The sequence below is a fragment of the Saccharomonospora saliphila YIM 90502 genome (assembly GCF_000383795.1).
In the GTDB taxonomy this organism is placed as follows: domain Bacteria; phylum Actinomycetota; class Actinomycetes; order Mycobacteriales; family Pseudonocardiaceae; genus Saccharomonospora; species Saccharomonospora saliphila.
This window is the reverse complement of sequence record NZ_KB912618.1, coordinates 94,045-105,736: the sequence shown is the minus strand read 5'-3', so window position 1 is coordinate 105,736 and position 11,692 is coordinate 94,045. Positions and strand designations below refer to the sequence as shown.

Genomic DNA, 11,692 nt, shown 5'->3' with positions numbered 1-11,692 from the left:
GAGCGTGTGTGCCGTGCCGCGATCGGCGGGGGTCGACCGCGCCGGGCCGGAGTCCCCCGCCACGGCGGCGGGTATCCGGGCCGTAGCCGGGCGACGCGCCGATCCTGTAACGCGGATAGGGCTTTTCATGTCGGTGATCGCCGGTACCGTGGGAAGAAATGCATTCCGAGGAGGTGCCGAAATGCCACACGACCTTCCCGGAGGTCGGCACGAGGAGGCCGACCCGTCACAGACGAGCGGAGCCGGATCCACGGAGACCCCGTCGAGCGAGCAGGCACGGCAGATTCGGTTTCTCGAGGAGGAAGTGGCCCTGCTCCGCCGCAAGCTCACCGACTCGCCCCGGCAGAACCGCGTGCTGGAGCAGCGCCTCTCCGAGGCCAACGAGCGGGTGAGCCAGCTCACCGAGCGCAACAACAAGCTGGCCGAGACCCTGCGCGAGGCGCGCAGCCAGTTGTTGGCGCTGCGGGAGGAGGTCGACCGGCTCGCGCAGCCTCCGAGTGGCTACGGCGTGTTCGTGGCCGCGTATGAGGACGGAACCGTTGACGTGTTCACCGCGGGCCGCAAGATGCGGGTGTCGGTCTCACCGGCCGTCGAGGTGGACTCGCTGAGTCGTGGCCAGAGCGTGCGGCTCAACGAGGCGCTGACCGTGGTCGAGGGCGGCGGCTTCGAGAGCACGGGTGAGGTGTGCACGCTGCGGGAGCTGCTCACGCCCGACATCGAGGGCGGCAGCGCCCGGGCGCTGGTCGTCGGCCACGCCGACGAGGAGCGCGTGGTCTGGCTGGCCGATCCGCTGGCCGAGGCGTCGCTGAAGTCCGGCGACTCGGTGCTGGTCGACTCCAAGGCCGGTTACGCCTACGAACGGGTGCCCAAGGCCGAGGTCGAGGACCTGGTGCTCGAGGAGGTGCCCGACGTCCGCTACGAGGACATCGGGGGCCTGTTCCGGCAGATCGAGCAGATCCGCGACGCCGTGGAGCTGCCGTTCCTGCACTCCGACCTGTACCTGCAGTACCAGCTGACGCCGCCGAAGGGTGTGCTGCTCTACGGCCCTCCTGGCTGTGGGAAGACGCTCATCGCCAAGGCGGTGGCCAACTCGCTGGCCAAGCAGGTCGCCGAGGCGCGAGGGGACGGCCACGCCGCCGACGCGAAGTCGTTCTTCCTCAACATCAAGGGCCCGGAGCTGCTGAACAAGTTCGTCGGTGAGACCGAGCGGCACATCCGGATGATCTTCCAGCGTGCCCGGGAGAAAGCCTCCGACGGCACACCGGTGATCGTGTTCTTCGACGAGATGGAATCGATCTTCCGCACGCGGGGCAGCGGGGTGTCGTCGGATGTCGAGACGACGATCGTTCCCCAGCTGCTTTCCGAGATCGACGGTGTCGAGGGCCTGGAGAACGTCATCGTGATCGGTGCCTCCAACCGGGAGGACATGATCGACCCGGCGATCCTGCGCCCCGGCAGGCTCGACGTGAAGATCAAGATCGAGCGCCCGGACGCCGAGGGCGCCAAGGACATCTTCTCCAAGTACCTGACCTCGGAACTGCCCATCCACACCGACGACCTGCGGGAGTTCGGCGGGGACCGGCAGGCAACGGTCGACGCGATGATCCAGCACACCGTCGAGCGGATGTACGAGGAGACCGACGAGAACCGGTTCCTCGAGGTCACCTACGCCAACGGGGACAAGGAGGTGCTCTACTTCCGCGACTTCAACTCCGGGGCCATGATCCAGAACATCGTGGACCGGGCGAAGAAGTCGGCGATCAAGTCGGTGCTCGAGACCGACCAGCCGGGGCTGCGGGTGCAGCACCTGCTCGACGCGATCGTGGACGAGTTCGCGGAGAACGAGGACCTGCCCAACACCACGAACCCGGACGACTGGGCGCGCATCTCCGGCAAGAAGGGCGAGCGGATCGTCTACATCCGCACCCTGGTCACCGGAAAGAACCAGGACTCCGGCCGGGTGATCGACACGGCCACCAACACCGGCCAGTACCTCTGAGGCGACTCCGCATCTCCTCGGAGCCGAGGCCACCCGTGGGCACGCGCACCGCGGGTGGCCTCGGCGTCCGGGGCGGCGGTCGGCGACACGCGGACGCGAATCTCCGACAGTTCGTATAACGTCCTATACCCTCCGGGTATGGAGCAGGACGACACGGGTGCGCCCGAGGGTGCGGACAGGGATGCCCCGGTGGGCGGGCCGGCCGCGGTGCCGCTCACGGCGGCCGACGTGCTGGCTTGGCTCGAGGACACGGCCGAGGCGGTGCGGGCGGGGGAGGTGGACGCCGACGCGCTGATCGAGCTGCTCGGGCAGTTGCGGCAGGCGGCGACGGCCTGCGCCAATGCCTCCGACTGGGCGTTGCTGGCGGCCAGGGAGGCGGGGGCGAGCCTGCGTCAGATCGCGCCGGTGTTCGGCAAGGGTTATGTGCGGGCACCGGCCGCGCGGCTGGAGAAGCTGCACCGCGAGGTGCTCTCGTCGGAGCAGTTCCTCGACCTCATGCGCCGCCGCGGTCCGGGTGTATAACGCCCTATACCCGGGGGCTCGTAGAAGCCTCTCCAATATCCACGGCCGCACCGATCCGTCCTACCGTGGTCTCATGAACGATCTCGCACGGACGGCGGTCGGGCTCGCCGCGGTCGGCAGGCCCGCTTACATCACTCTGGGCCGGGCAGCTGAGCTGCCGTCCGCGCGTGCGGTTGAGGAGATGCGGCGTGTCACCGAGGCGGTCCTGGACCGCGCTTATGCCCGGGGCGTGCGCCGGGTGGATGTGGCCCGGTCGTACGGCCGTGCGGAGGAGTTCCTCGCGGGCTGGCTCGCCGACCGGGGCCACGACGACGTGTTCGTATCCAGCAAGTGGGGCTACGACTACGTCGGCGACTGGCGGCTCGACGCGCCGGTGCACGAGGTCAAGGAGCATTCGGCGGCCCGGTTTCGCGACCAGTGGGCGCGCACCCGCGAGGTCCTGGGCGGGGCGGTGTCGCTCTACCAGGTGCATTCCCTGACCGCCGACAGTCCGCTGTTCGACGACGCCGAGCTGCTGGCGGACCTGGCGGGGCTGGCTGACGACGGCGTGCGGGTGGGGTTTTCCACCTCGGGGCCGCGTCAGGCCGACACCATTCGCCGGGCTCTGGAGGTGGAGGTCGCCGGGCGCCGTGTTTTCACGGCGGTGCAGGCGACGTGGAACCTGCTGGAGACTTCCGCCGGGGACGCGCTGGCCGAGGCGCACGAGCAGGGCGTGCTGGTGCAGCTCAAGGAGACACTGGCCAACGGGCGTCTCGTCGTGCGGCCGCCGAGCGTGGTGACCACGACCGCCGAACGGCTCGGCGTGTCACCCGATGCGGTGGCGCTGGCGGCGGCGTACGCGCGGCCGTGGGCCGACGTCGTGCTGCTCGGGCCTGCCAGCGCCGCGCAGCTCGACGCCAACCTCACCGGCGCCGGGCTGGCGCTGGACGCGGATACGCGTGCCACGCTGGCCGGATCGGCCGAATCGCCGGAGGAGTACTGGCGGTTCCGCTCCGAGCTGGCCTGGCACTGACAGCTCACGGGCGCGATGAGCCCGGGTGGCGGTCGCGTGTTCACCCGGGACCGCGATGTCACCGGGGCGCGCGCGCCGAACACCCGTAGGCTTGTGGCATGCGGCGGATCATGGGAACCGAGGTGGAATACGGGATCGCGGTGCCGGGCGACGCGACCGCGAACCCAGTGCTGACCTCCACCCAGGTGGTGCTGGCCTACGCGGCGGCGGCGGACATCCCGAGGGCACGGCGTGCGCGCTGGGACTACGAGGTGGAATCGCCATTGCGCGACGCGCGCGGCTTCGACCTGGCGGGGCCGAACCAGCAGGGCCACGACCCCGATGTGGAGGACCTGGGCGCGGCGAACGTGATCCTGACCAACGGCGCACGACTCTACGTCGATCACGCGCACCCGGAGTACTCCGCACCGGAGGTGACCAACGCGCGGGACGCGGTGGTGTGGGACAAGGCCGGTGAGCGCGTGATGGAGGAGGCGGCCATCCGGGCGGCGACGGTGCCCGGTCAGCCGCCGTTGCAGCTGTACAAGAACAACGTGGACGGCAAGGGCGCCAGCTACGGCACCCACGAGAACTACCTGATGGCCCGGTCGACCCCGTTCACCTCGGTGATCGGGGGATTGACGCCGTTCTTCGTCTCCCGGCAGGTGTTCACCGGCTCCGGGCGGGTCGGACTGGGCCCGCAGGGTGAGGAGCCGGGCTTCCAGCTCTCCCAGCGCGCCGATTACATCGAGGTCGAGGTGGGGCTGGAGACCACGCTGAAGCGGGGGATCATCAACACCCGCGACGAGCCGCACGCCGACGCGGACAAGTACCGCAGGCTGCACGTGATCGTCGGGGACGCGAACCTGGCCGAGTACGCCACCTACCTCAAGCTGGGCACGACGGCGCTGGTGATCGACATGGTCGAGCACGGGGTGCGCTTCGACGACCTCAAGCTCGATGATCCGGTGCAGGCGGTGCACCGGATCAGCCACGACCCGACGTTGCGGACGACGGTCGAGCTGGCCAACGGCCGCAAGTACACCGCGCTGGATCTCCAGTTCGCCTACCACGAGCTCGCCGCGGACCACTTGGAGCGCGTGGGCGCCGACGAGCAGGACAAAGAGGTGCTGCGGGTGTGGGGCGAGGTGCTCGACGCGCTGGCGCGGGACCCGGAGGAATGCGCCGACCGGCTGGACTGGCCGGCGAAGCTGCGGTTGCTCGAGGCCTACCGGTCGCGCGATGCGCTGGGCTGGGCCGCGCCCCGGCTGCACCTGGTCGACCTGCAGTACTCGGACGTGCGGCTGGACAAGGGGCTCTACAACAGGCTGGTCACGCGCGGTTCGATGAAACGCCTGGTCACCGAGGAGGAGGTGCAGGCGGCGGTGACCACTCCGCCGTCGGACACGCGCGCCTACTTCCGGGGCAGGACGCTGGAGAAGTACGCGAGCTCGGTGGCGGCGGCGTCGTGGGATTCGGTGATCTTCGATGTGGGCAGGGAGTCACTGGTGCGCATTCCGACCCTGGAACCGTTGCGCGGCACGCGGGCGCACGTCGGGAAGCTGCTGGACGAGGCCGCCACGGCCGAGGAACTCGTGGAGGCGTTGACCGCCTCGGGATAGACTGGAAGCCCGAAGATCAACGAGGTGGCGACGAAGTGTCCCGACTCGGGGCCGGACGGCGGTAGGCTGGTAGTCAGTCGGCCACACGGGAGGCGATGATGGCTCAGGAACGCATCGAGAAGCACGGCGGCGGCGACTCGGACGACGAGGTCGAGGGTGGCGCCCCCGCGGGCCAGGAACGTCGCGAGCAGATGGGCGAGGACGTCGACACCATCCTCGACGAGATCGATGACGTGCTCGAGGAGAACGCCGAGGACTTCGTGCGCGCCTATGTGCAGAAGGGCGGGCAGTAACCGGCCGGGGACGGTCTCGTAGGCTCACCCCGTACACGGGGCTGGCCGCCTTGCACCTTGTCCGCGTTACCTTCGTCGAGGGGAACTACGAGCACGCATGGATCACACGCCGCGCAACTCGGGCTTCGTGTTGCCCGCCGCGTACCTGTCGTCGGCGACGTCGTCGTTCACGGATTTCCTGAAGGCCCAGGCTCCGGAGCTGTTGCCCGGAAAGCGGGTCGAGGGCGTGCCCACCGCCGGCGGTGCCGCGGGCACGGGGGGTGAGCCGCCACACGGGACCACGATCGTGGCGTCGACGTTCAGCGGTGGTGTGCTGCTCGCGGGTGACCGCAGAGCCACCAGCGGCAACACCATCGCCAGCCGTGACCTGGAGAAGGTGCACATCACCGACGCGTACTCGGCGGTGGGTATCGCGGGCACGGCGGGCCTGGCGCTGGAGCTGGTCCGGCTCTACACGGTGGAGCTCGCCCACTACGAGAAGATCGAGGGCGTGTCGCTGTCGCTGGACGGCAAGACGAACAAGCTCGCCAACATGGTCAAGAGCAACCTCGAGGTGGCGATGGCCGGGTTGGCGGTGCTGCCGCTGTTCGTCGGCTACGACGTCGACGCCACCGACCCGAAGCACGCGGGGCGGATCGTGTCCTTCGACGTGACCGGCGGACGGTACGAGGAGACGGCCGGGTATCACGCGATCGGGTCGGGTTCGGCGTATGCGAAGTCGTCGCTGAAGAAGCTGTACGACCCCGACGCCGACGCGGAGACCGCCACGCGGGCGGCGATCGAGGCGCTCTACGACGCCGCCGACGACGACACCGCCACCGGCGGTCCCGATCTGGTGCGCAACATCTACCCGACCGTGGTGACGATCACCGCCGAGCACGGTGCGGTGTCGGTGCCGGATGAACAGACCTCGGCGATCGCGCGGGCGGTGGTCGAGGCGCGCAGCGAACGCCCGGGGCGGCTCGGGTAGCGCGCCGGTGACGAGTGTTCGACCAGTAGAGCCGATTCGACGAGCAGAGCGGAGCGAACGCCAGTGACGATGCCGCTGTACGCCTCCCCCGAGCAGCTGATGCGCGAGCGTTCCGAGCTCGCGCGGAAGGGTATCGCGCGGGGCCGGAGCGTCGTGGTGCTCAAGTACCGGGGCGGGGTGCTGTTCGTGGCGGAGAACCCGTCGCCGACGCTGCACAAGGTCTCGGAGATCTACGACCGGATCGGGTTCGCGGCGGTGGGCCGCTACAGCGAGTTCGAGAGCCTGCGGCGTGGCGGTATCCGGCACGTCGATCTGCAGGGCTACCAGTACGACCGGCGGGACGTGAACGCGCGGGCGTTGGCCAACGTCTACGCGCAGACGCTTTCCACGATCTTCACCGAGCAGCTCAAGCCGTTCGAGGTGGAGATCTGCGTGGCGCAGGTGGGTGCCAGTTCGGACGAGGACGAGTTGTACCGGCTGACCTACGACGGGTCGATCGTGATGGACGAGCCGAAGTTCGTGGTCATGGGCGGGCAGACCGACGCGATCAACAGCAAGCTGAAGGACAGTTTCTCCGACGGTATGGAGTTGTCCGCGGCGCTGTCGGTGGCCGTGGAGGCGTTGCGTGCGTCGTCGGGCGGTTCCGGTGGCAACGGTGAGGGCGAGCCGGGCAAGCTGGAGGTCGCCGTGCTGGACCGGGAGCGTCCGGGTCGGAAGTTCCGCCGGATCACGGGCACGGCGCTCGATGCGCTGATGCCGGACTCGGCGAGCGGCGCTGCGTCCGGTGGTGCGGACGCGGAGGGTTCGTCCGAGGAGGGCGGGCAGGCCCAGGGCGGGTCGGCCGAGCAGAGCTGAGTCCGCGATGGTCAGGGTCACTGGCCTGTTCTGCTACCCGGTCAAGGGCTGTGCGGGGGTGTCGCTGACGGAGGCGGCGGTGGTGCCCGCCGGAATCGACGGGGACCGCGCGTTCATGGTGGTCGACGGCGATGGCGTGTTCCGCAGTCAGCGGACGGACCCCCGGATGGCGGTCGTGCGCCCTCGGGTCACCGCCGACGGGGCCCGGTTGACGCTGTCGGCGCCCGGGGTGGAGCCCGTGCACGTCGCCGTGGACGACTCGGGTGCGCGGCGTCGGGTGCGGATGCACCGGGCGGACTACCGCGGGATCGATCAGGGTGACGAGGTCGCGGCGTGGTTGTCCGCCGTGCTGGGGCGGGAGTGCCGGTTGGTGCGGGTACCGCCGGACCACGACCGGGTGACCGGTGGGGAGACGCCGGGCACGTCCGCCTTCGCCGACAGCAGTGCCGTGCTGCTGGTCAGTGATCGCAGCCTGGACGAGTTGAACGCACGCCTGCTCGAACGGGGTGGTGAGGCGCTGCCGGTGGACCGGTTCCGGCCCAACGTCGTGGTGGACGGCTGGGACGAGGCGCACGCCGAGGACCGGCTGCGCCGGTTCGAGGTGGGCCAGGTGGAGCTGGGTTTCACCAAGGTCGCCATCCGGTGTGTGGTGACCACCGTCGACCAGGACACCGGGCAGCGGACCGGGCCGGAGCCGTTGCGGACCCTGGCCGGCTACCGGCGCAGGCCCGAGGGGGTGGCGTTCGGCGTGAAGTTCTCGGTGACCGGCACGGGCAAGGTGTCGGTGGGGGACGAGTTGCGGGTGTCTCGCTGGTCCGAGTCGTGAACGGAGCGGGATGCGGAGCGGGCACCCCGGGTCCGCTCCCGGCCCGGGGCCGGGCTGACGGGTGTGCGGCGGCGGCGGAGGATGGCGGGGTGTCGCCGGACGAGGATTTCGAGTACTGGCGCGAGGCGATGGCGCAGGCGCCCACGCCCCTGGAGCCGGTGCGCGAGGGCGGTGGCGACCTGGTCCTACGGCAGCGCGACGTCGACCTCGACGGGGTGCGGGTGTGGACGATGCGGTTCTCGCCGGTGACGTTCCGCCGGACGCCGCGTCTGATCAGCCGGTCCGATCCGGGGACCTACAACGTCGTGCTGGTGCGGTACGGCGCGCTGAGCAGGACGGGGCAGGACGGCGAGACCGGGTTCGGACAGGGCGAGTTGCACGTCAACGACTCGTCCCGGCCGTTCGAACTGCGCGCTTTGGCGGAGCCAACGACCTCGTGCGTGGGGGTCGAGATCCCGAAGACGTTGTTGCCGCTGTCGGATGGCCGCGCCGACGCGCTCGTCGGGCGGCCGTTGTCCGCGCGGGAGGGGCTGGGGGCTCTGCTCGCCGACACGCTCACGCGCGTCACCGCCGACCACGGTTCGTACCGGGCCACCGACGGCCCCCGCGTCGCGGCGGTGCTGCGGGATCTGCTGTCGGGGCTGTTCGCGCACGCGCTGGAGGACGTCGACCGGCACGTCCCGGCGGAGACGCGGCGACGTGATGTGTTGCTGCGCGTGCGGGCGTTCGTGGATCAGCATCTGCACGACCCGGGTCTGGACCCGGGTGCCGTCGCGGCGGCACACCACGTCTCCACCAGTTACCTGCACCGCTTGTTCCAGGACAGCGGGGTCGGTGTGTCCGAGTGGATCCGGCAGCGGAGGCTGGAGCACGCGCGTCGTGACCTGGCTGATCCGTCGATGGGGTCGGTTCCGGTGTGGCACATCGCGCGGCGGTGGGGGTTCGTCCACCACGCGGCGTTCTCGCGTGCGTTCCGTTCGGCCTATGGGCTCGCCCCGCGTGACTACCGGGCGGCGATGCTCGGGTGCTCGGTGTAGACGCATGTGTGGACGCATCGTCAAGAAGGTGTGCATTCGGTGCTCACGACGGCCGCGCGGGCGCGCGGCATCCTGGAGCGCGGACACGGACTCCGTGCCGGTCCGGCGCTTGTCGCCGTCGGAGGATCGTGCGAAGGGGGCGGTGTGTGGCCACGGTGGGTGTCGTGGTCACACACCGGTGTCGTCGCGGCCGCCACGGTAGCGCGGGAGTGGGCGAAGTTCCCCGGACGTGGGGCAGCGCTTCGGCCGGCCGGGCGTGGCCGGGACACGCCGGGTGATCCCGGGCGGGTTGGGAGGAGAACACGGGGTGCGGGATTAGGCCACCCGGTTTTCGGTCGCCTCCGTTCACCGTACTGGGGTGAAAAGCGCCTACCCTTGAAGGATGCAGCGGCGGATCTTTGGGATCGAGACCGAGTTCGGCGTCACCTGTACCTTCCACGGGCAGCGCAGGCTCTCGCCCGACGAGGTGGCCCGGTACCTGTTCCGGCGGGTGGTGTCGTGGGGCCGGTCGTCGAACGTGTTCCTGTCCAACGGCTCCAGGTTGTATCTGGACGTGGGCTCCCACCCGGAGTACGCGACCGCCGAGTGTGATGACATCACGCAGTTGGTCACGCACGACAAGGCGGGCGAGCGGATCCTGGAGGACCTGCTCGTCGACGCGGAGCGCCGACTGGCCGACGAGGGCATCGGCGGGGACATCTTCCTGTTCAAGAACAACACCGACTCGGCGGGCAACTCGTACGGGTGTCATGAGAACTACTTGGTGACCCGTGCGGGTGAGTTTTCGCGGGTGGCGGACGTGTTGTTGCCGTTTTTGGTGACCCGGCAGCTGATCTGCGGCGCGGGCAAGGTGCTGCAAACCCCGCGGGGTGCGGTGTACTGCCTGTCGCAGCGGGCCGAGCACATCTGGGAGGGTGTCTCCAGCGCGACGACGCGGTCGCGGCCGATCATCAATACGCGCGACGAGCCGCACGCCGACGCCGAGCGGTACCGCAGGCTGCACGTGATCGTCGGGGACTCGAACATGGCCGAGCCGACCACGCTGCTCAAGGTCGGGGCGGTGAATCTGGTGCTGGAGATGGTCGAGCAGGGTGTGCAGTTCCGGGACTTCACCCTCGACAATCCGATCCGCGCGATCCGCGAGGTCAGCCACGACCTGACCGGGCGGCGGCCGGTGCGCCTGGCCGGGGGACGGGAGGCCTCGCCGTTGGAGATCCAGCGCGAGTACTACGCGCGGGCGGTGCAGCACGTCGAGGCCCACGACTCGGGCCCGGTCGCGCGGCAGGTGATCGACCTGTGGGGCCGCGCGCTGGACGCGGTGGAGCAGCAGGATTTCTCGCGTATCGACACCGAGATCGACTGGGCGATCAAGCACCGGCTGGTGGAGCGGTACCGCAGCAAGAACGATTTGGACCTGTCCGATCCGCGGGTGGCGCAGCTTGACCTGGCCTATCACGACATCCGCCGGGGCCGGGGGGTGTTCGATCTGTTGCAGCGCAAGGGTCTGGTACGCCGGGTGACCGACGACGGTGAGATCGAGCTGGCCAAGGACACGCCGCCGCAGACCACGCGGGCGAAGCTGCGCGGTGATTTCATCGCCGCGGCGCAGCAGGCGGGCCGGGATTTCACGGTGGACTGGGTGCACCTCAAGCTCAACGACCAGGCGCAGCGCACCGTGCTGTGCAAGGACCCGTTCCGCGCCGTCGACGAGCGGGTGGAGCGGCTGATCGGCTCGCTGTAGCCCCACCCGCGCGCGGCGTGGGGCGTGCCTCGCGCGGAGGCGGCTCGGGGTGGGGCTAGGGTTGGGGTGTGTCCACCGCCCGTGCCGAACGCCTGGTCAACCTGGTTCTGGCGTTGCTGTCGACCCGGCAGTATCTCAGTGCTGAGCGTATCCGCGCGATCGTGCCCGGGTACGTGGAAGCCGCAGGGGACGAGGCGTTCTCGCGGATGTTCGAGCGCGACAAGACCGAGCTGCGGGACCTGGGTATTCCGCTGGAGACGGGGCGGAACTCGGTGTTCGACCCGGTCGAGGGCTATCGCATCGCGCGCAGGGACTACGAGCTCGGCGACATCGACCTGGCCGCCGACGAGGCGGCCGCGGTGGCGCTGGCGGTGCGGTTGTGGGATTCGCCGGAGTTGACCGGGCAGGCGCATGGCGCGCTGGTGAAGCTGCGTGCCGCCGGGGTGGAGGTCGATGACCAGTCGTCGACGCTGGTGGAACCGCGTGTGCACACCGAGCCCGCGTTCTCGCCGCTGTTGTCGGCGGTGCGGCGGGGGTGTGTGGTGCGGTTCGACTACCGGCGCGCGGACTCGCCGGAGCGGCGGGCGCGGACGGTGGAACCGTGGGGCGTGGTGTCGTGGCGGGCGCGCTGGTATCTCGTGGGCCACGACCGTGACCGGGCCGCGCCGCGGTGTTTCCGGTTGTCGCGGATCATCGGCGCGGTGCGCACGCTCGGTCCCGCAGGTTGCGCTCACCGCATCGGTAGCGACGCCAGGCGCGCCAGGAGAGAAACGTCGCGAGGGGGACGAAGCCCACCGCGACTACGATCGCGGTACCGGGTTCGTGGTATGCCAGAA

Annotated in this window: 11 protein-coding genes; all 11 read left to right on the top strand. The window is 69.9% G+C overall.

Annotated features, from left to right (window positions below; translation table 11 throughout):
* Positions 1–181: 181 nt before the first annotated feature.
* Positions 182–1,999 (top strand): proteasome ATPase, encoded by a 1,818-nt coding sequence (gene arc / locus SACSA_RS0102650; RefSeq protein ID WP_019813266.1) that lies wholly within the window; start codon positions 182–184, stop codon positions 1,997–1,999.
* A gap of 138 nt (positions 2,000–2,137) precedes the next feature.
* Positions 2,138–2,521, top strand: a complete 384-nt coding sequence (locus SACSA_RS0102645; RefSeq protein WP_019813264.1) for a hypothetical protein — start codon at positions 2,138–2,140, stop codon at positions 2,519–2,521.
* Positions 2,522–2,594: 73 nt separating this feature from the next.
* Complete coding sequence (locus SACSA_RS0102640) at positions 2,595–3,533, top strand: aldo/keto reductase (protein WP_019813261.1); 939 nt, start codon at positions 2,595–2,597, stop codon at positions 3,531–3,533.
* A gap of 98 nt (positions 3,534–3,631) precedes the next feature.
* On the top strand, positions 3,632–5,134 hold the full coding sequence (gene dop, locus SACSA_RS0102635) for a depupylase/deamidase Dop (RefSeq protein WP_019813259.1): 1,503 nt from the start codon (positions 3,632–3,634) through the stop codon (positions 5,132–5,134).
* A gap of 98 nt (positions 5,135–5,232) precedes the next feature.
* Entirely contained in the window at positions 5,233–5,427 is a 195-nt protein-coding gene (locus SACSA_RS0102630) for a ubiquitin-like protein Pup (RefSeq protein WP_019813257.1), read from the top strand.
* Between the two features lie 97 nt (positions 5,428–5,524).
* Positions 5,525–6,397 (top strand): proteasome subunit beta, encoded by an 873-nt coding sequence (gene prcB, locus SACSA_RS0102625; RefSeq protein ID WP_019813255.1) that lies wholly within the window; start codon positions 5,525–5,527, stop codon positions 6,395–6,397.
* A gap of 63 nt (positions 6,398–6,460) precedes the next feature.
* Entirely contained in the window at positions 6,461–7,252 is a 792-nt protein-coding gene (gene prcA, locus SACSA_RS0102620) for a proteasome subunit alpha (RefSeq protein ID WP_019813253.1), read from the top strand.
* Positions 7,253–7,259: 7 nt separating this feature from the next.
* The gene (locus SACSA_RS0102615; protein WP_019813252.1) at positions 7,260–8,078 is read left to right on the top strand and encodes an MOSC domain-containing protein; all 819 of its coding nucleotides are present in this window, start codon (positions 7,260–7,262) and stop codon (positions 8,076–8,078) included.
* A 128-nt stretch (positions 8,079–8,206) separates the two neighbouring features.
* A complete protein-coding gene (locus SACSA_RS0102610) occupies positions 8,207–9,115 on the top strand; it encodes an AraC family transcriptional regulator (RefSeq protein WP_048876357.1) in 909 nt (302 codons plus the stop codon).
* A 382-nt stretch (positions 9,116–9,497) separates the two neighbouring features.
* On the top strand, positions 9,498–10,856 hold the full coding sequence (pafA, locus tag SACSA_RS0102605) for a Pup--protein ligase (protein WP_019813248.1): 1,359 nt from the start codon (positions 9,498–9,500) through the stop codon (positions 10,854–10,856).
* A 68-nt stretch (positions 10,857–10,924) separates the two neighbouring features.
* The coding region (locus SACSA_RS21215; protein WP_019813246.1) for a helix-turn-helix transcriptional regulator at positions 10,925–11,692 on the top strand (768 nt) is incomplete at its 3' end.

Excerpts from the sequence above, each read along its gene's own strand:
- dop (WP_019813259.1), top strand. The coding sequence starts at position 3,632 with ATGCGGCGGATCATGGGAACCGAGGTGGAATACGGGATCGCGGTGCCG.
- SACSA_RS0102640 (WP_019813261.1), top strand. The coding sequence starts at position 2,595 with ATGAACGATCTCGCACGGACGGCGGTCGGGCTCGCCGCGGTCGGCAGG.
- SACSA_RS0102630 (WP_019813257.1), top strand. The coding sequence starts at position 5,233 with ATGGCTCAGGAACGCATCGAGAAGCACGGCGGCGGCGACTCGGACGAC.
- arc (WP_019813266.1), top strand. The coding sequence starts at position 182 with ATGCCACACGACCTTCCCGGAGGTCGGCACGAGGAGGCCGACCCGTCA.
- pafA (WP_019813248.1), top strand. The coding sequence starts at position 9,498 with ATGCAGCGGCGGATCTTTGGGATCGAGACCGAGTTCGGCGTCACCTGT.
- SACSA_RS0102615 (WP_019813252.1), top strand. The coding sequence starts at position 7,260 with ATGGTCAGGGTCACTGGCCTGTTCTGCTACCCGGTCAAGGGCTGTGCG.
- SACSA_RS0102645 (WP_019813264.1), top strand. The coding sequence starts at position 2,138 with ATGGAGCAGGACGACACGGGTGCGCCCGAGGGTGCGGACAGGGATGCC.
- SACSA_RS0102610 (WP_048876357.1), top strand. The coding sequence starts at position 8,207 with ATGGCGCAGGCGCCCACGCCCCTGGAGCCGGTGCGCGAGGGCGGTGGC.
- prcB (WP_019813255.1), top strand. The coding sequence starts at position 5,525 with ATGGATCACACGCCGCGCAACTCGGGCTTCGTGTTGCCCGCCGCGTAC.